The following is a 22,567-nucleotide window of genomic DNA, read 5'->3' on the forward strand; positions in this document are numbered from 1 at the left end:
TATTTCATTGATATAATTAAAGATAGTCATTGTCTTTCACTGAGTGTTAGTGGAGATAAAGCTCAGATCAATAAAATCGAAATAAGTTCTCTATTTCAATAAGTAAAGTGAGATCCCACCCTGTGGAAAGTGATGAACGAGTATGCGCGGAATAATCGCTATTTTGAAAACACGCGCGATTTTCGGAATGCGATATTCAATTTTTTCTCAACCACGCTGCCAGAAATAGCGGACGTCACTGACGTCCAGAATTCACGATCGTTTTCAGGAGCTCAAACCTGCGTCTTGAGTTTTATTGGGTGTAACCATTTAAATTAATTTAACTATTTCAATAATCTCTGTTGTTGATATAGATGGTGTTCTTGGTAAATAAACAACTTCGCAGGTGGGCTTTACCCAGTCAAATTTACCTAACCAATCATCACCCATAACTAATACATTTGCTTGGTATTTTTTTATATATTCTAACTTTAATTCTAAAGACTCTTCAATAAATACTGCGTCAACAAAATTTAATGATGATAATATTTTAAGCCGGTCCTTTTGTCCATAAATAGGGTGTCTATTTTTTTTTATGAAATTTAATTCATCTGATGATATACCAACAATTAGGTAATCTCCTAATTTCTTAGCCCTTTCAAGAATATTTATGTGCCCGATGTGAAAAACATCAAAAGTACCAAATGTAATTATTTTTTTCATTTTAACTCCCGTAAAGGAATAAATTTAGTAGAGAGTGAATTTTTCGGAATGGCTTCACCCAATAGATGATCATAAAAGTCTATATACTCGTCATACTTCAAGTTGCATGTGCGTTGGCTACGTTCAGTCACCCGAATCACTTACCTGAGTAAGTTCATCGAGATTCTCTCTCTTTGCCGCCTTCCTGAAACTCGAATTATTTAGAGTATATTTCATAAATATTTATAGTGGAGAAAATTTATTTAACGCCAATCTCATTTTTCTTCTTTGAGTATATTATCGTGTGTTAAAGTTTATACTATTTTTAGAAATTTATTTGATTTTTTGATTGTGTGTTACGTGTTTTTTTATGTTAAATTTGGATCTTGGATGTGTATTTGTAAATGTAAATAATAGTAAAGATGTTGCGTTGTAGATATTCATCTTCCCTCTTAAGATCTCTCGTAAACATATCCATAACGTGGTTAATATATTTTTCTTCTGGTGGTTTTTTCTAAAGAATATTTTGAAATAAAGCATCTCAATATATCTAAATGGTTTTTTAACTTCAATTTCATCATCAAACGAAAGTGAATGATTTATTGAACCAATACAGTATGCATTGATTGGGATTTTTTCTTCTATCATTCGATTAATTATTATGAAAAAGTCGACATCAATGCCATAAAACCCTAGTTTTTCTTCAAAAACATAGCCTCTATATTTTTCCATCTTGCTAATAAGTTTTTTTGAAAGAACTAATCCTGAGGTTATAGAGCTCATGCTTGAACTCACAGGTCCCTCATTTATCAAAATATTTTTATCTTTTGATGAATGAGGATGGCTTTGTGTAAGCACATCACCTTTACCTGTAATGATCCGAGGGAATATAAGATCATAATTATGATTTTTTATTATATTTTCCATGTAATCTGGGTTTATTGTTGAGTCCTGATCCAATATTGCGATAAAATCAAAATTTTTTTTACTAATTATATAATTGTAAATCTTTGCTAATGATATATTTCTTGTGTCTTGATATATGTAAATATCTATTTCTTTTTCGTTGCATTCTCTTATGTATTTTATAACATCATGTTCTTCAAATAAATTAGGTCCATTATTCCATATATGTATTGTTAATTTTATATTTTTAGAATCAACTTTAAGTAAACTCTGTAATGTAGGTGAATCTGCAATTGGAGAGTTGTAACTAATTACTAATGCATTGATATTCATAGTGAAGCCTTTAATGTTTTTTCATCAATTATCTCTTCGAGAATTTTTTTTAATTTTAAATAATATTTCTCTTCATAGAGAAATGCTATTGATTTTTTTATCTCTTCGCTAGATATATTTATTTTTCTTATTATTATTTCTTTTAATAAGAAATTTAAATGTACACTATCCATAACTTTAAACAATTTACCATTGGTATCATTTTTAATGATATCTCTTGGTCCAGAGGTACAATCACTGCTAACACAATAAATCCCGTAAGACATCGCTTCGGCTAAAACCATTCCAAACCCTTCAAAGGAAGACGTTAGTAATAAAGTACTTACGGCAGGAATATGTTGTTGAATATATATCCATGGTTCTACTTGCCATCCATGCCAATGAATTCGTTCATTAATTCCCAGTTGTTGCGCGTAGGACTGGCATTTTCTGGCATCGGATCCATCGCCGATAAAATGGCATTCCCAATTGCCTTCAAGCCCAACAAAAGCATCTAGCATATCTTTAAGACGTTTTTGTCCTTCAAATTTCAGCCGCCCTACATAGAGAAAAACTGCTTTATCCACTGGGCGTGGAATTGTGATGCTCTGTGGCGTGACTGGGTTGAAAACGACAGAAATACGTTCGGAAGGCACGCCGCGCTTCATTAATTGCTGCTTAATACCTGAACTTATGGCCAAGTGATGATCTGCGACTAGCACTTGCTCTGCATGTTTTTTATGATCGAGAGAGTAATGTAGCCATGAAATTAACGGTAGTGTTCTTTTACTATAACGGATTGCTTGTGCTGCAATGCGGCAAGATGGCGCATCAAAAGCAATCACCGCACCATGTTGGTTTTGCTTAATGAAGCGAGTGAGTGCACAGGCATGGCTCATTCTACGCAGAAACGAGATTTTGATTCTCGATCGATGGCAAACAAACTGCTTCCCAGCCAACCAGGTTTTATCCATACGGTCGTCGCGGCATAAAAAATATAGGGTATAGGTATTTTCAGTTTCTCCATCATTTTCCAGAAAACTAGTTACTTTTTTTAGTACCGTTTCAATACCACCAAATCCAGAAACAGCCTCACCGACAAAGAGTATATTCATATATGATAATCAGGGCTCAGGTTAGAGTGCTTTACGTTCCGTTCTTTCTCGAATCTTTCCTGCTTTGATAAGTGCTTCGCTAAAGAGCACTTGTTCCTGATCCAAAGTGGTACGCAATGATTGATGATCGAAATAAACTTTCAGGAAAAATAAACGGTCTTGCTTCGTCAGTCCGATATTGAATGAGGAAAAATAAAGACCGATAAGATCTTTATTCCGCCAGCGCAGAGGAACACGATCGCGAAGTTGCGCTCGATGTAAATCGATAACTGAAATTTTAAATTGCGTGTCTGTGGGTTGATAAGGCAGATGCAGTAAAAAATGGCAGATATAACAATCGCGGTGATTAATCCCGGCAGCATGCATGTCGCGTACCATTTCTGCAACGCGACGGATAAGCCGACGTTTTTCTTTCACAGAGGGTGGATTAGCCAGCCAGTTTGCACAATAGTCTTCCAGACTCATCGAAGGGTTAAGATCTTCGGTAATGATGAAAGAATGACGTCGTAGTGGGTTTAACCCACGTTGGCCGAATCCAATACCCTTCATGGTATCTACACCCAGATCTGTCAGACGATGGATGGCTTGCCATTCACGATCGGCACCGAGTACAGGCAGTCTGAGTGATAGCAAATTCTTTAACGCTTCTTTGAGCGCGGTACCACGATGTATTTTGATGAAGTAGGATTTTTCTTTTAGTACAAAACGTAGTGTCCGGCGACTTTCCAATGCGCGAAAAACGTCGCCATCCAATTTTTCAACTTCTTCGAAGGGATCGCGATCTTTCCATTCGGATGCAAACGGCTCTTTTAGTTCAATCATGCTGTTTATTCACTCATCACTGCCTGAAATCAGCATCGCTGCTTTTTCAGGCAGGCTGTATAAATCTTCGCTATCGGCGAAATGGCGGGCGTTGTTAGCCCAGTTCAGTAATGTTTCCGGCTGATTCAGAGCATCATGTAGGGCCATATTCAACGATGTTTGTGCATAAGGTGAAGGGATAACGGCCCCTGCTTGAGCCTTGTTGATATAGAAGGCGTAGCCACATACGTCAGTAGTTATTACTGGTAATCCGGCTGCAATGGCCTCAAGTAATACAATACCTGCTGCTTCCTGATAAGCAGGGTGAATTAAAAGATCAGATGCTGCCATAAATTCAGGAATATCATCGCGCCCTTGATAAAAGCGTAGATTATTTTTAATGCAAAGTTGTTGAGCTAATACTTTATAGCGATTGGGACTATCCTGCCCTACAACTAATAGTACAATATTTTCTCGTAATGATTCTGGCAGACTGGATACAGCTTTAATACTGCGTTCTACACCTTTTAGCTTAAAATTTGAAGCAACTTGAAGTAACACGATCTTATTTTCGTCGATTCCATGTAATTGGCGGAATGTTTTTCGTACTGTCGGAAGTTGGTTGTCGTATTTTCTATTGAATGCAATACCAGGAGGGAGGATGTAGAAACGCTCGTCTTGTGTGCCGTAATGCTTCTTGAAATCTGCGATTTGTCGCTGCGTTAACATCAGCATTTTTGTGTGGCTATCGCGTTTAAAGACTGCCTTTTCAAAGGTGGCATAATGCCTGTAGCGTGGCATTAAACGGTAGATTGCCCCTTTCTCTTGCTCGACTTTCTCGGCATAACAAACATCGGCAGCATAGTAGAAATCCAGCCCTGGCATTTTATTAAAACCAACAATCCGATCGACAGGATAGTGTTGGAGATGGCGTTGAACCCATTCACTATAACGCTGATTTCGTCGGTTATTGCTCATACCCGATACGGGAACGAAAATAATCTCAAGGTTATCTGGCTGCTCACCTTGCCATGATAAAACATAGACGCGGACCTGATGTCCCAGCTTTACGCAAGCTTGGGCAATGCTGTAAAAGTCGCGTTGCAGTCCGCCGAAAGGGAAGTACTTATACAGGCAGATGGCAATATTCATTGCGTTTCCTTGTTTGTTGAACGATCTGCCAATAGGCCATTTACCGCTTGAATGACATCCCGTGCAGGGATGCAGGAAAGGTATTTTTGGTTCCTATCGAGATCTTTTCTCTTCGGCATCGGGTGATAGTCCCCAGCCCAAATAACGATACTATTGTCAGACCAGGGGCGCCATGCTTTATGGTCTGTTGGTCCAAACAAGCAGACTACTGGGGTATCGAGCGCTGCCGCCATGTGCATGGGAGCAGAGTCGACACCGAGATAAAGTTTGGCTCTATCGATTAATGCGGCGAGTTCCAGAAAACTGGTTTTACCTGCAAAGGTTATATTCGGTTTGTGCTTGCATAGAGCATGGATATCTTGAACAACATGAAGATCGTCCTGAGACGGGCCGCAGGTCAGTACCACTTCGATGTCTCTTACTTTCAGGTCGTCGATGACAGTCGCAAATTTATCATTGTCCCAGCATTTAAAAGACTGTCTCGCCGTAGGCTGGATGACAATATAAGCTTGTTCACGTAGCTGTGGAGAGAGGCTGAACATACGATCGGCATCTTCCTCTCTGTAATACAGCGACATTCGATCTTTTTGCGTGGTCGGCTGTAAGTCGAGAGAAGAAAGCACGGAGCGGTTTTGCTCAACAATATGCACCCCCATTGGCGGAACGCAGGTGCTGAAAAAGGAACGCCACATCTTTCCCTTCAGATTATTGCCCCGATCGAAAGCAATGCTGTGACATCCCAATGATTTTACCAGTAGGGCAATCGGCCACTGGTCAGCTAAATTGACGATCAGATCGTAATTGTTTTGCTTAAGTTCGTGCCTGATTTCCTGGAAATTGCGGATCTTTTCTAAAAGGGTGCTAGTCTTTCTTTTGAGGCCATAAAGCTGATGTATCTCTGGATTGGCGGAGAGAATTGGCATCGTATCCTGATACAGCAATACATCGATTTTGGCGTCAGGGTAATTGGCTTTCAGCGTGCTGATGAGCGGAGTGGTCAGCAGCATATCGCCATGATATCTGAGCTTTACCACGAGAATCCGGTGATAAGGGATGATGCGTTGACTCACTCGTTTTCCTTCATGTCATCAAAAGGTTAATTTTTACAGGCACGCTACCGCCTTGGCTTAACAGCGACCAAAAGGCTGCTCCTATCCATGTGGTGTGACAGCATGGATAGCTAATTTTTCCGCTATGGTACTAAAACACACCCCCCTCTCACAGTAGTAATTACTATTATATCCGTCATCTTGAAAGCTGCGCAGAGGTTACCTTTACCCACAGATTTCCGACCACCGCTGGTTTTTTGTTGTCATGCCCTCTCTCGTTTGTCGAAAAGATGTTGAGCGCATTGAATTGACAATTATACCGACTTAATTGTACAACTTAATTGAGATTAACCCGAAGCAATTTAAAGGAACATGCTATGTTGACCATGACTTTCTCTGATGTCCGTCAGAAATTTGCCAAAGTTCTGGATACGGCTATCACGCAGCCAGTGACGATTACCCGTCGTTCAGCGCCGGATATGGTGGTCATCACGGCGGCACAGTTTGCAGAGTTGCAGCAGGCTAAATTTGAGGCTTCTCTTGCCAAGGTAATGAGTAAGCCAAAGAATCAGGCGCTGTTTAAGGAACTCGCTGATAAATGATCTTCTTCTTAACCGTTGAACAGGTCATCGCTATTCACGACAGCCAGTTAGAAACCTATGGCGGTTTGGCAGGGTTTAGGGATATTGGTTTGGTGGAAGGTATGGTTGCCCGTGTTGAGAATCTTCACTCATACCAAGGTGAGAATGACCTACACGTGCTTGCCGCGTCGCTGTTGCTTTCTATAGCGCGCGGGCATGGCTTTAATGATGCGAATAAAAGGACTTCGGCAGCCGCGGCTATGGTGTTTCTTGATATGAATGGCGCATCAATGACTCCGTCAGAAAACTTTGCTGATTTCGTGGTAATGGCTGCACAAGGGGGTTACGACGTGCGTACCGTAGCGGAAGCATTGAAAAAACTCGCCGATTAGCATCATCACTGCTTTAACCATTTTCCGGTCAGCGTTGTGCCGAGGCAAAATGCCATAAGCCACGCAATCAGCATGTCGCGTGAATAGAGAATGACATCGCTAAGTCCATACATCAGCAAGGCAAAAAGCAGCGCAGCGGAGAGGTGGCTGCGTAGAACAAAAAATGAAAAATAAAATAAAGAGGCATAGAACAACACAAGCAATATTGCTCCTGGTAGTCCCTTAAGGGAGAAGGCATCAATCACTTCGTTATGCAGATGAACATTCAAAAATTCCACCGCACCCGCTAAGTTCGGCTTTTGCTCTGCTTGTGCAACGATTCGCTCTGCGCGCTGTTCGGCAGACTGTCCCAGTAATGCTTCTTCACCTGCTTCGATACCCGATTGATACATCGCGATTCGTGCGCCAACCGAGGTTCTGCTGTTATTCATGCTATAGCTGTGTACGTCATTAATCAGATCGTTGACACGCTGATGAATCGTCTCCTGGAAAAGGAATAAACACAGGAGAAGCGTGGCCGATGAACCGACGAATGCTTTTATAAATAGTGGCTTACTGTGCCTGACTTCTGACAATAAAATGGTCGCACCGACAATAGGATAGACGAAGATGGCTGCCCGGGTTTCGGTTAGCAGAATAGCGACAGTCACTAACAGGAAATGCCCCAGATAGAGATAATACTTATAGGTTGAATCGAGCTTAAGCAGTGCCTGTGCGCTTAAGGCTCCGATGAAGGTAAGAAAATAGGCCGCGCTCGTTGCGGTACCAAATACTAATCCAATACGGTGCATTCCGCTGAATAATGACTGATAGAATGCGTAGCCCAGCGCGAAAAGACAGATTGCGATGATGTAGAAGAGTGGCTGTTGCCGATTTTTTTGCGAGATATGCAGGACTGTCAGCAGGATGAATGCCCCCAGAATACCGGCATGGGCGGATGTCCTGTAGGCGTTATATACATAAGGTAATAGGCTATCGGGTTGATAATAGTGGTGATACCAAACGAGATTGGTTAAGCCGATAGCCAGCAGGCAAAGTGGAATCAGTAACAGCCGCTTAGCCGCTATTATTGTTCTTAAGTGTGTCGCCACATAAAAAACAGATAGCGAGCCTGTGAGATAAAAAAGCCACCCGGCAATAATGCTACTAAATGGCATAACGGCTAATGTGAGTAAACAGCCGGGGAAAACCGCTTTAAGCGCGACAGCCGAACTTATGCTGGGCGTTTTTCCCAGTTCGTACCTTAATTCATTGAGCATGTATTTGTTCACAGTCGGGAGCGATATCACTCGCCTGATGCTGGTAATTCTATCAGCTTCTCTAATTTCTGATGGACGAGGCTAGCGGGAATAGTCTCCATTTTCTGGCTTTCAGACATTTCCACCACCTGATTCATCCCGTAGCCGCCAATCAGCCCTGGGTCGGTTGGCCCATATAAGGTGATATTTGGACGATCCAGCGCTGCCGTCAGGTGGCTAAGCCCGGTATCGACGGAAACGACGGCTTTGGCGCCTGCTAATACCTCGGCGACCTGTTGCAGCGTGAGGCGTGGTAAGACTTCGACATGTGGAAAGCCTTCCGCCAGCCGTAAGGCGCGCTGGTGCTCATGCTCCGCTCCCCAGGGGAGTTTGATGCGTAATCCACTCGGTGCTAATAGCGCAATCAGTTCACGCCAGTGCGCTTCCGGCCAGTGTTTTTCATCACGCGTCGTGGCGTGGAGAAACACCAGATAGCGATTAGCGTCTGCGGGCGATTGGGAGAGAAAACGCGAGGCAATCGAATAGTCGCCGCGTTCGGTGGGTTTCCGATAGTTCAGGCTGGCGGCAAACAGCTCCCGCACGCGCTCGACGGCATGCTGCCGACGGCTTATTGGGTGGCGGTAGTTATAAAACCAGCTTGCCAGTGGTTCACGCGCACTTTTGCAATCCAATCCGTGTTTCTTTCCGTTGGCGAGTCGCGTAACCAGCAGCGCGCTTTTAATCAGCCCTTGCGCATCAATAACCGCATCGTAGCGATACTGGCGTAGTTGGCGTGTGAACTCTGCACGCTCCTGACGTATCGGGGCGCTGAACCAGCTTTTGCGCCAGCGGCGTATTGCGACGGGAATTACGCGAGAAACCGCCGGGTGCCAACTGGGAACTTGCGCGAAACCTTCTTCGACCACCCAGTCGAACTGGATACCGGGGATTGCCTGCATTGCATCGGTTAAGGCGGGCAGCGTATGCAGCACATCGCCCATCGACGACGTTTTCACGATCAGCACTCTCATGCATCTGCTCCCGACACCCGGTTTTCTCCTGGAACGAGACTTTCTCCTGGAACGATATAGTTATCCAGTGCGCTGAGTACGCGTTCGGGCTGAATGTCGATCAAACTCTGGTGGTAACCCTGTTCGGCATCGCCTTTGCGCACCCGGTGATAGCCGGTAATCAGGCGAATCACCTCGGCCTGATGGGACAGCGGCGGGGTAAAATCGGGGCTGCTTGGGCCATAAAGCGCGACAAGCGGACGATGAAGTGCCGCCGCAACGTGCATGAGCCCAGAATCATTGCTGACGACGGCATGGCAGGCGGCAATGAGCACCACTGCCTGTTCCAGTGAGGTTTTCCCCGCCAGATTAGCGCAATACTGTCGTGCCTCTTCCGTTAATCCTTGAAGGATATCGTCACAGGCCGAACGGTCATTGGCCGAACCGAACAGCGCGATCTGGTAGCCGCGCTCGATCAGTGATTGTGCCAACGCCGCATAGTGATAATGCGGCCAGCGTTTGGCGGGGCCGAACTCGGCACCGGGGCAAAAGCCGATGATGGGGCGCGCATCGCTGAGATCGAAGGCCTGCATCATGTCCACAATTTCGGCCTGATTGACCTGCAACTGTGGCCACAGTAACGGCTGCGGTAAGTCTTCGGCCCGACGAATACGGCTACGATCATAGGCTAACGCGGCATAGCGCTGAACCATCAGCGGAAATGCGGCTTTATCCAGCACGCGTACGTCGTTCAGCAGCCCGTAACGCATTTCGCCACGCCAGCCTGTACGTTGCGGAATGTTGGCAAAGAAGGGGACCAGTGCGGATTTAAAGGAGTTAGGCAGCACGTAAGCGCGGTCATAGCCCGCATCGCGCAGCGATACGCCAAGACGGCGACGCTCGCCCAGCTCCAGTGCGCCGTGACCTAATGGCATGGCTAGCGCCTGATTGACTTCCGGCATCCGTGCCAGCAGCGGACGGCACCAGGCCGGTGCCATCACGTCAATGACCGCTTCCGGGTGTTCAGCCTTCAACGTGCGATAAAGGCTGTGCGACATCATCATATCGCCGACCCAGGAAGGGCCGATGACCAAAATTTTCATACCGCTTATGAATCCTTATCCGATTAAACGGTACGGTTCAGCCAGGCCATATATTCCGCCACGCCTTCGGCGACGGTTTTGAACGGCTTGTCATAGCCTGCGGCACGCAAATTGGTGAGGTTGGCTTGTGTATAAGCCTGATAGCGGCCTTTCAGCTTCTCAGGGAACGCGATGTATTCCACGCTGCCTTTTTTATGGAAGGCGAGGGTGGCGTCCGCGACAGCCTGGAAGGATTCGGCGCGACCAGTACCGCAGTTGAAGATGCCGGAAACACCGTTTTGCCAGAACCACAGATTGACGGCCGCGACATCACCGACGTAGATGAAGTCACGTTGGAAGTTCTCACTACCGGAGAACAGCTTCGGATTTTCACCCTGATTAATCTGGTTATTCAGGTGGAATGCGACGCTCGCCATGCTGCCTTTATGGCCTTCGCGCGGTCCGTAGACGTTGAAATAGCGGAAACCGCAGATCTGCGATTCAGCTTCTGGAAGAATTTCACGCACGTACTGGTCGAACAGGAATTTGGAGTAGCCATAGACGTTCAGCGGCTGCTCGTATTGACGCGCTTCGATAAAGTTATCGTTGCGACCGCCGTAGGTCGCGGCAGAAGAGGCATACAGGAACGGAATGTTGCGATCGAGGCAGTAGTGCAGCACGTCTTTAGAATACTGATAGTTGTTATCCATCATGTATTTGCCATCCCACTCGGTGGTGGAAGAGCACGCGCCTTCATGGAATACGGCATCGATATCGCCCAGATCGTCACCTGCAACGATGCTGGCGATGAAATCTTCTTTATCCACGTAATCTGCGATGTCCAGATCGACCAGATTGGCGAACTTGGTGCCGTCTTTCAGGTTATCGACAACCAGAATGTCCCGATAGCCGATGTCATTCAGAGATTTTACGATATTGCTGCCGATAAAACCGGCACCGCCAGTAACGATAATCATGGGCGCGACCTTTATTAATCTTGCCGGTGAGGCACCGCGCCCCACACTGTTTATGACCGCTATAATAGCATTTCATTTTACCGCAAGCAGCCAGAGCTTAATTTATCCCGTGTTGCTCCCACGTTTTTAAGATGATTCAGGCCGTGACGAAGCCAGCATTTTCAGACTGTTTACCCCGCATTTCTGCCCACATCCGCTAGCTTAAAAACCATAACGCAATCTTTTTATGGGAGAGTGACGCTATGCCTGCCGCGTTTTATCAACAACTTACTGCACAAATTATGGCTGCACGCACCGAAGGCGTGTTCAAGGAGGAGCGCATCATTACCTCTGCGCAGCAGGCTGAAATCGAGGTAATGGACAGCAACCGCCTGCTCAATTTCTGTGCCAATAATTATCTTGGTCTGGCGGACAGCCCTGAGCTGATTGCCGCAGCAAAAGCCGGATTGGACAGCCACGGTTTTGGTATGGCTTCGGTGCGGTTCATCTGTGGAACGCAGGATATCCATAAAGCGCTGGAGCGTAAGCTGGCGGAGTTTCTGGGAATGGACGATGCGATTCTCTATTCCTCCTGTTTTGATGCTAACGGTGGGCTGTTTGAAACGCTGATGGGGCCGGAGGATGCGATTATTTCCGATGCGCTTAATCATGCCTCAATCATCGACGGTATTCGGCTATCGAAGGCGCGGCGCTACCGCTATGCCAATAACGATATGAGCCAACTGGAAGCACAGCTGCAACTGGCCAGAGCGGAAGGGGCAAGACACGTCATGATCGCCACCGACGGCGTTTTTTCGATGGATGGCGTCATTGCCGATTTGCAGGGGATTTGCGATCTGGCGGATCGCTATGATGCGTTAGTGATGGTGGATGATTCGCATGCGGTGGGATTTGTGGGCGAACAAGGGCGCGGAACGCATGAACGCTGCGGCGTGATGGAGCGCGTTGACATCATCACCGGGACGCTAGGCAAAGCACTGGGTGGCGCGTCGGGCGGGTATACGGCGGGCAAGCATGAGGTGATCGACTGGCTGCGCCAGCGTTCTCGACCCTATCTATTTTCCAACTCGCTCGCCCCTGCCATTGTCACCGCGTCGCTCAGGGTACTGGATCTGCTGGAACAGGGCGGAGAACGGCGTGAGCGTCTCTGGGCAAATGCCCGTCTGTTCCGTGAAAAGATGACGGCCGCAGGGTTCACGCTAGCGGGAGCCGATCACGCCATTATTCCCGTCATGTTGGGTGAGGCGCAGCTGGCACAGGATTTTGCGCAGGCGCTACAGCGGGAAGGTGTTTATGTCGCCGGCTTTTTCTATCCCGTAGTCCCCCTCGGTCAGGCGCGTATTCGCACCCAAATGTCGGCTGCCCATACGCCGCAGCAAATTGAATTCGCCGTCGAGGCTTTTATCCGCGTGGGCAAACGTCTGGGTGTGATCATCTGAGGAAACCATCATGAAAGCATTGGCAAAACTGCGGTCGGAAGAAGGCATCTGGATGGTGGACTCGCCCACGCCGGAGCTCGGACATAACGACATCATGATTAAAATCCGTAAAAGCGCGATCTGTGGAACGGATGTGCATATCTATAACTGGGACGAATGGTCGCAGAAGACGATTCCCGTTCCGATGGTCGTCGGGCATGAGTACGTTGGCGAAATTGTCGCTATCGGTCAGGAAGTTAACGGTTTTCATATTGGCGATCGGGTCTCTGGCGAAGGGCACATTACCTGCGGCTACTGTCGCAACTGTCGTGCCGGACGGCGTCATTTATGCCGCAATGCTATCGGTGTCGGTGTAAACCGTCCCGGTTCATTCGCGGAGTATCTGGTGATTCCTGCCTACAACGCGTTTCGCATTCCCGACAATATTTCTGATGAGCTGGCCGCCATTTTCGATCCTTTCGGCAACGCGGTGCATACCGCGCTTTCCTTTGATTTAGTGGGGGAAGATGTCTTGATTGCCGGCGCAGGGCCGATAGGCATGATGGCTGCGGCGGTGTGCCGTCACGTTGGCGCAAGGAATGTCGTGATTACCGATGTGAATGCGTACCGTCTGGATCTTGCCAGTAAAATGGGGGCCACGCGCGCCGTCAATGTGGCAGAAGAAAAGCTGGCGGACGTGATGATGGAACTAGGTATGACCGAGGGGTTTGATATCGGTCTGGAGATGTCGGGTGCGCCATCGGCCTTTCGTGCCATGCTGAAAGCGATGAATCACGGTGGGCGCATCGCTATGCTGGGTATTCCGCACGAACCGATGTCGATTGACTGGGGAGAGGTGATTTTTAAAGGGCTGTTTATCAAAGGGATCTACGGACGAGAAATGTTCGAAACCTGGTACAAAATGTCGGCGCTCATTCAGTCCGGGCTGGATTTGTCACCGATTATCACCCACCGTTTTCATATTGATGAGTTTCAGAAAGGGTTCGATGCCATGCGCTCGGGTCAGTCGGGCAAGGTGATTCTCAATTGGGATGAGACATAACCCTGCCGAAGCGAACCCGCGCGATGGCAAAAGAGAATGTGCACTCAGAGATTACGGCTGTTTGGGTGTTTTGGTCTCGGCTGGCGCAATCCAGGTCTGCCAGCGGTGCTTGATAAATAGCACGGGGGCGCTTTCCCGAATGCTGCTGCTCACCAGCTTGAAGAACACATCGTTCTTCACCGGTTCCGGCGGCTGTTTGACTTGGCACTGCGGTATACCGCGGAACGGATTACGCGGTTTGACTGGTTGCTGCGGCTGAGGTTCATACTGCCGCGTCGGCTCATTCAGCAACTGGCTGGGGCGGACTAAGACAATATCGGTATCCAGCGTGGGCAACATCTGCTGTAAGACGCGGATGGTTGCAGGATGTGGGTGCCCGATAGCGATGGCGGAACCGCTGCGGCGGGCGATTTGCACCGCGCGGGTAAACTGCTTACGAATCTCAGCTTCGTTTTGCGAATCATCCAAAAAGACTTTGCGTTTGATGACCTTAACGTTCGTCCCTGCTGCGGCCTGGCTTGATTGGCTGCTGCCAATGGTCATGCTATCGAGGAAATAGAGCTGGTAGGCGCTCAGCGCCTGCATGACTTTTTGCATACCCGGCAGACTGGCGGTCATCGCGCTGCCCATATGGTTATTCAACCCCACAGCGTAAGGCACGTTATTAACCGATTGGCGGATAATGCGCTGAATTTCTTCGCTGCTCATGTCCGGGCGTAACGTATCGCGCTCCAGCGGCTGCTTGCTCATTGGTGCCATCGGCAGATGGATCAGCACTTCTCGCCCTTGCTGGTGAGCTTTGGTCGCCATTTCACGGGCGTACGGCGCGTTGGGTAATACCGCGATGGAGATCGCCGTCGGCATTGCCAGAATCTGGTTCTCATTATGAGGGCGATAGCCGAAATCATCGATAACGATGGAAAGTTTCCCGGCCAGTGCCAAAGGAGACAACGCGAGCAGACTCAATGCCAATAACGGTGTTTTGGTTAAATATGACAAGACTATCTTCCCAGCCAAGGTTGTGGATTGACCGCCTGACCCTGGCGACGGATTTCAAAATACAGTCCAGGCTGACTCTGCCCGCCGCTGGTGCCGACCAGCGCAATGGGTTGGCCTGCCTTGACCTGAGCGCCAACGGAAACCAATGCGCTCTGGTTATAACCGTACAGGCTCATATCGCCTTTACCATGCTGCACAACAACGACCAGCCCGTAGCCCTGTAGCCAGTCGGCCATCAGTACGGTTCCGTCGGCGATCGCCTTCACTTCCGTTCCTTCCGGTGCGGTAATCACCATACCCTTCCAGCGCAGCTCGCCCTGCAACGGTTCACCGAAACGATGCTCAATACGTCCATTAACTGGCCAGATGGCTTGACCCGAAGGTCGCCCTAAACCGCCGGTTCGGGCCATGAGTGAGCGTTCACCTTCAGTCGGTTTGTAACTGCTGCCGCTGCGTTTGGCCTGCTCTTCTTTAGCGCGAACTTTGGCAGCCTCGCGCGCTTCCCGTTCGGCACGGGCTTTCGCTTCTCGCTCAGCGCGGGCGATCTGATCGCGCAACCGCGTTTCATTCTGGCGCAGTTCCGTCAACTGCTGCTGATCTTTTTCCAGCGAACTTTCCAGCGTCGACAGCGTTTTCTTCCGATCGGACTGTGCCTGCTCCAGCGTCTGCTGCTGTTGCTGTTGGTCGCCCAGCAGCGTTTTTTGCTGTGCCTGTTTTTGTTCCAACTGGCGCTTTTGGTCAGCCAGCTCTACGCGCGTTTGCTGCAATTCGTGGATAGATTTCTGCCGTGCTTCATTCAGGTAGCCGAAGTAGGCGAGGATGCGCTCGTTGCGCTGGCTCTCTTCTCCGCTCAGCATTAATTGCAGTGCGCTGTGCTGGCCTTGCCGGAAGGCGGCGTCAAGCTGACGGGAAAGTAGCGTTTGTTGCTTATCCTGCTGAGATTGCAGTTTTGCGATAGAGGCGCTGAGGCTGGTTAATTCTTTATTGAGGGTGGACAGCGTATTGCGCGTTTCATGCAGTTGACGACTGGCCTGAGAGATGGACTGTTCCTGCTTTTTCAACTGCTGGACTAAGGCACTGCGCTGCTTTTGTTGTTCTTGAACGCTTTTTTCTTTCGCGGCGATATCTTGTTGCAGGGTCTTAAGCTGCGCCTGATTATCTTCAGCCTGGCTGAGTGCGGGCAACAGCAAAACGCCAACGCAGAGTGCGCTGACGCAGCGGGTGAGTAGCCTTTGTAATGCGGATAAATGGCGATCGGCGCTACATGCTACTCGACTCTGTACAAATAACGCGTTTTTACTCATAGCGGTGAATTATTCCACGATGAACAGCAGCTTACCAGTTGTCTCTTGTCTGATTTCTATTTCCAGACGTGACAAGCATGGCACAAAGGTGGGCGTCTGGGCGCATCAATATAGAGATAAATGGAAAGCTCGCCGCAGATTCGATACGCTATATTGGCTTACTGGCTGTAATTGCCGTATCGCGCAGGTATACTCAGGAACCTTATATTTTTGTTGCTTAACTGATCCGGGAGTCGTTACACCCCATGCAAGAGATTATGCCATTCATTAGCAAGCACCCTATTTTGAGCATTTCCTGGGTTGCCCTGTTGGTTGCGGTCATTGTGCTTACTGTGAAGAGTAAACTGTCGAACGTGAAGGAAGTGGTTCGCGGTGAAGCGATCCGACTGATTAATAAAGAAGAGGCTGTCGTCGTTGATATCCGTAACCGTGACGACTATCGCCGTGGCCATATTGCCAGCGCATTTAACCTGTTGCCGAACGACATCAAGAATGGCAGCGTAGGTGAACTTGAAAAACATAAGTCGCAGCCGATTATCGTGGTGTGCGCCAACGGTCTCTCTTCACGCGAAGCAGCCGAGAATTTGCACAAAGCCGGTTTTGAGCGTGTGCAGGTACTGAAAGACGGTCTGGCTGGCTGGAGCGGTGAGAATCTGCCTTTAGTCCGCGGCAAATAAAACGGTTTGTGGTAAAACTATCCGCATCGTGCCAGGTGTATCACTCATACACCGTGAAAATGGTGGCGATTTTGCAGGATAACCGACAGGCTGATTGCAGTACTACCGTTATTGCAACTACAGTGATTGCAGTATGACAATGACAGAAATGTGCTGACGTCCGCCCACTTATGACGACGGAAGACGTCAAGAGAATCTAACAAAAGGGTATTACTTAACATGTCTGAACAAAACAACACAGAAATGGCTTTCCAAATCCAGCGTATCTACACCAAAGATATCTCTTTTGAAGCGCCGAATGCGCCTCAGGTGTTCCAGCAGGAATGGCAGCCGGAAGTAAAACTGGATCTGGATACGGCCTCTAGCCAGCTGGCTGATGACATCTATGAAGTCGTACTGCGTGTGACCGTAACGGCTTCTCTGGGTGAAGAAACTGCATTTCTGTGTGAAGTTCAGCAAGGTGGTATCTTTACCGTTGGCGGTATCGAAGGAACTCAACTGGCACACTGCCTGGGCGCATACTGCCCGAACATTCTGTTCCCTTATGCGCGTGAGTGCATCACCAGCCTGGTTTCTCGCGGTACCTTCCCGCAACTGAACCTGGCACCAGTTAACTTTGATGCGCTGTTCATGAATTACCTGCAGCAGCAGACCGAAGGTGAAGGCGCTGCGCAGCATCAGGATGCCTGATGAACGCGTCTGACGCTTCAATGACCGTCATCGGTGCCGGTTCGTACGGCACCGCGTTGGCCATTACGCTGGCGCGTAATGGCCATCGAGTCGTGCTGTGGGGTCACAACCCCGCGCACATTCAGGCGTTACAGGCCGCTCGCTGTAATCAGGCATTCCTGCCGGATGTGCCTTTCCCCGATTCGCTACAGCTGGAAACCAACCTCGCGCAGGCGCTTGCTGCCAGCAGAAACGTGCTGGTCGTTGTGCCGAGCCATGTGTTCGGTGATGTCTTGCGTCAATTGAAACCCCACTTGCGCGCTGATGCGCGTATCGTGTGGGCGACCAAAGGGCTGGAAGCGGAAACGGGACGCTTGTTGCAAGATGTCGCGCGCGAAGCGTTGGGCGAAACCATCCCGCTTGCGGTGGTATCCGGCCCGACATTTGCCAAAGAATTAGCGGCGGGTATGCCGACGGCGATTGCGCTGGCATCAACGGACAGTGAATTTGCTGACGACCTGCAACGGCTACTGCACTGTGGGAAGAGCTTCCGCGTTTACAGCAACCCCGATTTTATCGGCGTGCAGCTGGGCGGTGCGGTGAAAAACGTCATTGCGATCGGTGCCGGGATGTCTGACGGCATTGGGTTTGGCGCGAATGCGCGTACGGCGTTGATCACCCGTGGGCTGGCAGAAATGACCCGGCTTGGCGTGGCGCTGGGTGCCGATCCTACCACCTTCATGGGGATGGCGGGGCTTGGCGATCTGGTGTTGACCTGTACTGATAATCAGTCCCGTAACCGGCGCTTCGGTATGATGCTGGGGCAGGGAATGGATGTACAGAGCGCGCAGGATAGCATTGGTCAGGTGGTTGAAGGGTATCGCAATACGAAAGAGGTGCTGGCATTAGCACAGCGCTACGGCGTTGAAATGCCGATTACTGAGCAACTCTGGCAGGTGCTGTATTGTGGGAAAGACGCCCGAGAGGCGGCGCTGAGCCTATTGGGGCGTACGCGTAAAGACGAAACCGCCAGGTTATAAAACACGTCGTTCCATGCTGGGCTTCCTAATCCTGGAGGCTCATAGTATCTTCATTTTCTTGTATACGAGCGGTGGCGCTAATCAGCCCGCTGTTTGAGAACAGATATACGTTGTAGCGTGTGGTATCTCGGAGAGTAAGGCAATGTCGACAGAAGAACTGGAACTGGTCTGGACCAATATCAAGGCAGAAGCGCGCAGTCTCGCGGACTGCGAACCGATGCTGGCCAGCTTTTTTCATGCCACATTGCTGAAGCACGAAAATCTGGGTAGCGCATTGAGCTACATGCTGGCGAACAAACTGGCAAATGCGATCATGCCCGCGATTGCTATTCGTGAAGTCGTGGAAGAAGCCTACCGCGCCGATCCACAGATGATCGTTTCTGCTGCGCGCGATATTCAGGCTGTTTGCCTGCGCGACCCGGCAGTGGATAAATATTCGACGCCGCTGCTCTACCTGAAAGGGTTTCATGCATTACAAGCTTACCGCATTGGCCACTGGCTTTGGTCGCAGGATCGTAAAGCGCTGGCGGTCTATTTCCAGAATCAGATCTCGGTTTCTTTCGGTGTCGATATTCACCCGGCGGCGAGAATCGGCTGTGGGATCATGCTTGATCACGCAACGGGTATTGTGATCGGCGAAACGGCTGTCGTTGAAAACGATGTTTCCATTCTGCAATCCGTGACGCTGGGTGGTACGGGTAAAACGAGTGGCGATCGTCACCCTAAAATTCGCGAAGGCGTGATGATTGGCGCTGGCGCAAAAATTCTGGGGAACATTGAGGTTGGCTGTGGCGCGAAAATTGGCGCTGGTTCTGTCGTGTTGCAATCGGTGCCACCACATACGACGGCAGCAGGTGTTCCGGCTCGTATCGTCGGCCGGCCGGAAAGTGACAAACCTGCGATGGATATGGATCAGTATTTCAACGGGGTCAATCGCGGCTTCGAATATGGCGATGGTATCTAATCCCACTGCGTAGGCGATCCACCGTTCTGTCTCTCTATCCCGAACGTGTCTCAACCAGAATATAAGCCACCGATAAATAAGGTGGTTTTTTGTTATTTTGGCTAAGAAACGTCTGAAAGCGCCTCTGAACTCACTATCTATTTAAGTACAGTTACTGTTTATCCCTTCATAATATACCCGTCATACTTCAAGCTGCATGTGTGTTGGCTTTCCTCGCTCACCCCAGTCACTTACTGGAGTAAGCTCTTGGGGATTCGCTGTGTCGCCGCCTTCATGCAACTCGAATTATTTAGTGTATAGGCTGCCTTAGTTTCCCGTCTATATAGGCAGATGACGTAAACTGAACTATATATTCTGGTAAGAACCAAAAATAGCTTTGTCTGGATCACCTTTGTTTGAATGGAGTCGTGACGCTGTTACAGAGACCCTTATATGTATTTGAAGCGAATTTTAATCACGTTGAGTTTGATTACACTACCCGTTGTTCCCTTTTTGAGTTACGCAGCAGAAAGCATAAATAATGTAGGGATAAATAATACGAGTAGCACGGCAAATCTCGTACCTGTCGCGGTTGATTCCAGTGAGTCGGTGTCGGATAAGCAGGATGAAAGCTGGTGGCAGAGAAGTAAAAATAATCTGTCTACGACCTGGAATTCGCCGCAGAGCCACGATATTTATATCCCGGCGATCACCTGGCATAACCGCTGGACGTACGATAAAGAAAAGACGGATAGGTACAATGAAAGACCGTGGGGCGCGGGCTATGGTGTTTCCCGTCTGGATAAGGATGGGGACTGGCACGGGCTTTATCTCATGGCGTTCAAAGACTCCTACAACAAATGGGAGCCTATCGGCGGCTATGGTTATGAAAAGCGCTGGCGACCAACCAGCGATCAGGATTTTCAACTGGGTCTGGGCTTTACGGCGGGTTTCACGATGCGTGATAACTGGAACTATATTCCAATTCCCGTCTTATTACCTTTGGCATCAATAAGCTACAGCAAGCTCTCTTTTCAGGCGACTTACATTCCCGGAACATACAATAACGGTAATGTATTCTTCGCCTGGTTCAGATGGCAGATTTAATTCCTCAGTCACAGAGCCTCTTTATTTTATAAAAAGAGGCCCTATTTTTTGATAAAAGAGCAGTACTGACAGAATATATTTAATGACGTGGATGTTCCCTGCTAAAGGCTATTTCACGTCACCTCTCTCCGTTGTGAAGCTTATTTTCATTTGTTTACTATTTAATCTAATGTAAACCACATTGACTGAAATTCATTCAGCTATCTCCGTTACAATGGCGATACTTTTTCCTAAGCGGATGTTGTTGTGCCATTACTTACTATCACCACTATCTTGTGGGCATTTTCATTCAGCCTGATTGGCGAATATCTGGCGGGTCAGGTTGATAGCTGGTTTTCTGCGATGTTCCGCCTGACGGCCGCAGCCGTGGTGTTTTTGCCGTTCCTACGCCTGCGGGGCTACACGCCGCGCATCATTTTCTTGTATATGTTAGTGGGTGCTTGCCAACTTGGTATCATGTACCTGTTCGTATTCCAGGCTTACCTGTACCTGACCGTACCTGAGTTTTTACTCTTTACGGTGATGACGCCGCTATACGTCACGCTGATTTACGATCTGCTTGCCCGACAGCGCCTGCGCTGGGGCTACGCCATGAGTGCTTTGCTGGCGGTATTCGGGGCGGCGGTGATCCATTATCACGGCGTGAGTGAGCATTTCTGGTGGGGATTCCTGCTGGTTCAGGCGGCGAACGTATGTTTCGCTACGGGTCAGGTGGGTTACAAGCGCCTGATGGAGCTCTATCCGGTGCCGCAGCACTGTGCGTTTTCCTGGTTTTATCTGGGGGCGGCGATCGTGACGATAGTCGCGTGGCTGCTTTTCGGCAATCTGGATAAATTACCCACTACAACCTTGCAGTGGGGCGTGTTGGTCTGGTTGGGGATTGGCGCTTCTGGCCTGGGGTATTTTATGTGGAACTACGGCGCAACTCAGGTCGATGCCGGAACGCTTAGCATAATGAACAACTTTCACGTGCCGGCTGGACTCTTGGTCAACTTCGCTATCTGGCATAAAACGCCAGACTGGCTGAGCTTTATCGTAGGGACGATAATTATTACGTCCTCACTGTGGGTACACCAGCGTTGGGTCGTGAAGCGTCCTTTACAAACGGTAAGTGCTCACAAGCGTGCTGACGCGCCGAACGAATAAACGCATCAATCACCGGTTGGCGCTGCTCTCCGTCACGGACGGCGGCGTACAACCGGCTCCACAGCCCGTCACCCAGCGATTTAGTCACAATCAGCCCCTGACGCTCGAAGCTTTCCACCACCCAGTGCGGCAGCGCGGCGATGCCCATGCGGGCGGCGACCATCTGAATCAGCAGCAGCGTATTATCCACGCTTTTCAGCGTCGGACTGATGCCTGCTGGTTGCAAAAAGTGACGCCAGACGTCCAGTCGTTGTCGCTGTACCGGATAAATCATCAGAGTCTCGGCGGTGAAATCCTCCGGTTCAATTTTCTCTTTTCCTGCCAGCGGATGGTCGGGAGCCAGCACCAACCTGACTTCAAAATCAAACAGAGGTGAATAGTGCAGGCCACTGCGCGGCATGATGTCGGAGGTCATAACCAGATCTAGCTCGCCTTGTTGAAGTGCTGGCTGAGGATCGAACGTCACGCCTGATTTAAAGTCCATCGCCACCTGCGGCCAGTGCTGATGGAACTCGTCTAGCGCAGGCGTCAGCCACTGAATACAGCTATGGCACTCGATGGCCAGACGTAGCGTGGTTTGGTGTGGCTCATGGCATGACTGCAACGCCTGCTGGATTTGCGGCAACACCTGCTCTGCGAGCTGCAACAGAATTTCTCCCTGAGGCGTAAAGCGCAGAGGCTGGCTTTTACGCACGAATAGCCTGAACCCAAGGCGCTGCTCCAGATCGCTGAACTGGTGGGATAACGCCGATTGAGTTTGGTGAAGTGCAGAGGCAGCGGCGGCTAACGATCCGGTATTGCGCAGTGCTTGCAGCGTTCGCAGGTGTTTAAATTCGATCATGAGAGTCCTTCACAGTGACAGTGAATAAATTGCGCTTGTGCTTACTACACTACCTGCGGATTAT

Annotated in this window: 23 protein-coding genes and 1 pseudogene; 11 read left to right on the plus strand and 13 right to left on the minus strand. The window is 49.0% G+C overall.

The window, feature by feature from the left end; translation table 11 throughout:
- Positions 1 to 120: 120 nt before the first annotated feature.
- A pseudogene (locus Q3A88_RS18525) lies at positions 121 to 289 on the plus strand (IS630 family transposase); the annotation flags it as partial.
- Between the two features lie 20 nt (positions 290 to 309).
- Here the strand turns inward: Q3A88_RS18525 and Q3A88_RS18530 are convergent.
- The 6 genes from Q3A88_RS18530 to rfaQ all read right to left on the minus strand — a co-directional run bounded on the left by Q3A88_RS18530 (position 310) and on the right by rfaQ (position 6,037).
- Positions 310 to 702: an adenylyltransferase/cytidyltransferase family protein gene (locus Q3A88_RS18530; protein ID WP_317178405.1), complete on the minus strand. Its 393-nt coding sequence runs from the start codon at positions 700 to 702 to the stop codon at positions 310 to 312.
- Between the two features lie 312 nt (positions 703 to 1,014).
- Positions 1,015 to 1,920 (minus strand): hypothetical protein, encoded by a 906-nt coding sequence (locus Q3A88_RS18535; RefSeq protein ID WP_317178406.1) that lies wholly within the window; start codon positions 1,918 to 1,920, stop codon positions 1,015 to 1,017.
- A complete protein-coding gene (gene waaB, locus Q3A88_RS18540) occupies positions 1,917 to 3,014 on the minus strand; it encodes a lipopolysaccharide 1,6-galactosyltransferase (RefSeq protein ID WP_317178407.1) in 1,098 nt (365 codons plus the stop codon). The genes Q3A88_RS18535 and waaB overlap by 4 nt, the downstream gene beginning before the upstream one ends.
- A gap of 21 nt (positions 3,015 to 3,035) precedes the next feature.
- Positions 3,036 to 3,836, minus strand: coding sequence for a lipopolysaccharide core heptose(I) kinase RfaP (gene rfaP / locus Q3A88_RS18545; protein ID WP_317178408.1), 801 nt, complete (start codon positions 3,834 to 3,836; stop codon positions 3,036 to 3,038).
- 9 nt (positions 3,837 to 3,845) lie between these two features.
- Complete coding sequence (locus Q3A88_RS18550) at positions 3,846 to 4,967, minus strand: glycosyltransferase family 4 protein (RefSeq protein ID WP_317178409.1); 1,122 nt, start codon at positions 4,965 to 4,967, stop codon at positions 3,846 to 3,848.
- Positions 4,964 to 6,037 carry a lipopolysaccharide core heptosyltransferase RfaQ gene (gene rfaQ, locus Q3A88_RS18555; RefSeq protein WP_317178410.1) on the minus strand — a complete coding sequence of 358 codons (1,074 nt, stop codon included), beginning with the start codon at positions 6,035 to 6,037 and terminating at the stop codon, positions 4,964 to 4,966. Before rfaQ ends, Q3A88_RS18550 begins: the two co-directional genes overlap by 4 nt.
- A 356-nt stretch (positions 6,038 to 6,393) precedes the next feature.
- Between rfaQ and Q3A88_RS18560 the strand changes: the two genes are divergently transcribed.
- Complete coding sequence (locus Q3A88_RS18560) at positions 6,394 to 6,618, plus strand: type II toxin-antitoxin system Phd/YefM family antitoxin (protein WP_180740762.1); 225 nt, start codon at positions 6,394 to 6,396, stop codon at positions 6,616 to 6,618.
- Positions 6,615 to 6,989, plus strand: a complete 375-nt coding sequence (locus tag Q3A88_RS18565) for a type II toxin-antitoxin system death-on-curing family toxin (RefSeq protein WP_193399298.1) — start codon at positions 6,615 to 6,617, stop codon at positions 6,987 to 6,989. The genes Q3A88_RS18560 and Q3A88_RS18565 overlap by 4 nt, the downstream gene beginning before the upstream one ends.
- 5 nt (positions 6,990 to 6,994) lie before the next feature.
- Here Q3A88_RS18565 and Q3A88_RS18570 read toward each other — a convergent pair whose 3' ends face one another.
- The 4 genes from Q3A88_RS18570 to rfaD are packed head-to-tail and all read right to left on the minus strand — an operon-like array spanning position 6,995 to position 11,296.
- Positions 6,995 to 8,248, minus strand: a complete 1,254-nt coding sequence (locus Q3A88_RS18570) for an O-antigen ligase family protein (RefSeq protein ID WP_317178411.1) — start codon at positions 8,246 to 8,248, stop codon at positions 6,995 to 6,997.
- A 26-nt stretch (positions 8,249 to 8,274) separates the two neighbouring features.
- Positions 8,275 to 9,258 carry a lipopolysaccharide heptosyltransferase RfaC gene (rfaC, locus tag Q3A88_RS18575; protein WP_110163096.1) on the minus strand — a complete coding sequence of 328 codons (984 nt, stop codon included), beginning with the start codon at positions 9,256 to 9,258 and terminating at the stop codon, positions 8,275 to 8,277.
- Positions 9,255 to 10,340: an ADP-heptose--LPS heptosyltransferase RfaF gene (gene rfaF, locus Q3A88_RS18580; RefSeq protein ID WP_317178412.1), complete on the minus strand. Its 1,086-nt coding sequence runs from the start codon at positions 10,338 to 10,340 to the stop codon at positions 9,255 to 9,257. The genes rfaC and rfaF overlap by 4 nt, the downstream gene beginning before the upstream one ends.
- A 23-nt stretch (positions 10,341 to 10,363) precedes the next feature.
- Positions 10,364 to 11,296 carry an ADP-glyceromanno-heptose 6-epimerase gene (gene rfaD, locus Q3A88_RS18585; RefSeq protein WP_317178413.1) on the minus strand — a complete coding sequence of 311 codons (933 nt, stop codon included), beginning with the start codon at positions 11,294 to 11,296 and terminating at the stop codon, positions 10,364 to 10,366.
- 242 nt (positions 11,297 to 11,538) lie between these two features.
- On the opposite strand from rfaD, the gene Q3A88_RS18590 reads away from it, so the two are divergent.
- Positions 11,539 to 12,735: a glycine C-acetyltransferase gene (locus tag Q3A88_RS18590; protein ID WP_317178414.1), complete on the plus strand. Its 1,197-nt coding sequence runs from the start codon at positions 11,539 to 11,541 to the stop codon at positions 12,733 to 12,735.
- 10 nt (positions 12,736 to 12,745) lie between these two features.
- Positions 12,746 to 13,777, plus strand: coding sequence for an L-threonine 3-dehydrogenase (gene tdh / locus Q3A88_RS18595; RefSeq protein WP_205561814.1), 1,032 nt, complete (start codon positions 12,746 to 12,748; stop codon positions 13,775 to 13,777).
- 51 nt (positions 13,778 to 13,828) lie between these two features.
- On the opposite strand, the gene Q3A88_RS18600 is transcribed toward tdh, so the two are convergent.
- Both Q3A88_RS18600 and envC read right to left on the minus strand, forming a co-directional pair.
- Complete coding sequence (locus Q3A88_RS18600) at positions 13,829 to 14,776, minus strand: divergent polysaccharide deacetylase family protein (protein ID WP_233989344.1); 948 nt, start codon at positions 14,774 to 14,776, stop codon at positions 13,829 to 13,831.
- 2 nt (positions 14,777 to 14,778) lie between these two features.
- Positions 14,779 to 16,080, minus strand: coding sequence for a murein hydrolase activator EnvC (gene envC, locus Q3A88_RS18605; RefSeq protein WP_039285189.1), 1,302 nt, complete (start codon positions 16,078 to 16,080; stop codon positions 14,779 to 14,781).
- Between the two features lie 245 nt (positions 16,081 to 16,325).
- On the opposite strand from envC, the gene Q3A88_RS18610 reads away from it, so the two are divergent.
- From Q3A88_RS18610 to Q3A88_RS18635, 6 genes are all read left to right on the plus strand, one after another.
- Positions 16,326 to 16,757 carry a rhodanese-like domain-containing protein gene (locus Q3A88_RS18610; RefSeq protein WP_010283734.1) on the plus strand — a complete coding sequence of 144 codons (432 nt, stop codon included), beginning with the start codon at positions 16,326 to 16,328 and terminating at the stop codon, positions 16,755 to 16,757.
- A gap of 219 nt (positions 16,758 to 16,976) precedes the next feature.
- The gene (secB, locus tag Q3A88_RS18615; RefSeq protein WP_014913761.1) at positions 16,977 to 17,447 is read left to right on the plus strand and encodes a protein-export chaperone SecB; all 471 of its coding nucleotides are present in this window, start codon (positions 16,977 to 16,979) and stop codon (positions 17,445 to 17,447) included.
- On the plus strand, positions 17,447 to 18,466 hold the full coding sequence (gene gpsA, locus Q3A88_RS18620; protein ID WP_110163088.1) for an NAD(P)H-dependent glycerol-3-phosphate dehydrogenase: 1,020 nt from the start codon (positions 17,447 to 17,449) through the stop codon (positions 18,464 to 18,466). Before secB ends, gpsA begins: the two co-directional genes overlap by 1 nt.
- Before the next feature lie 142 nt (positions 18,467 to 18,608).
- Positions 18,609 to 19,430 carry a serine O-acetyltransferase gene (gene cysE, locus Q3A88_RS18625; RefSeq protein WP_039285192.1) on the plus strand — a complete coding sequence of 274 codons (822 nt, stop codon included), beginning with the start codon at positions 18,609 to 18,611 and terminating at the stop codon, positions 19,428 to 19,430.
- 432 nt (positions 19,431 to 19,862) lie between these two features.
- A complete protein-coding gene (pagP, locus tag Q3A88_RS18630) occupies positions 19,863 to 20,516 on the plus strand; it encodes a lipid IV(A) palmitoyltransferase PagP (protein ID WP_110163087.1) in 654 nt (217 codons plus the stop codon).
- A 246-nt stretch (positions 20,517 to 20,762) separates the two neighbouring features.
- A complete protein-coding gene (locus Q3A88_RS18635) occupies positions 20,763 to 21,662 on the plus strand; it encodes a carboxylate/amino acid/amine transporter (RefSeq protein ID WP_233989343.1) in 900 nt (299 codons plus the stop codon).
- On the opposite strand, the gene metR is transcribed toward Q3A88_RS18635, so the two are convergent.
- Complete coding sequence (metR, locus tag Q3A88_RS18640) at positions 21,568 to 22,503, minus strand: HTH-type transcriptional regulator MetR (RefSeq protein WP_014913764.1); 936 nt, start codon at positions 22,501 to 22,503, stop codon at positions 21,568 to 21,570. The two genes, Q3A88_RS18635 and metR, sit on opposite strands and share 95 nt — an antisense overlap.
- Positions 22,504 to 22,567 lie beyond the last annotated feature (64 nt).

The sequence above is a fragment of the Pectobacterium sp. HCp5_1 genome (genome assembly GCF_032905925.1).
Classification (GTDB): domain Bacteria; phylum Pseudomonadota; class Gammaproteobacteria; order Enterobacterales; family Enterobacteriaceae; genus Pectobacterium; species Pectobacterium brasiliense_A.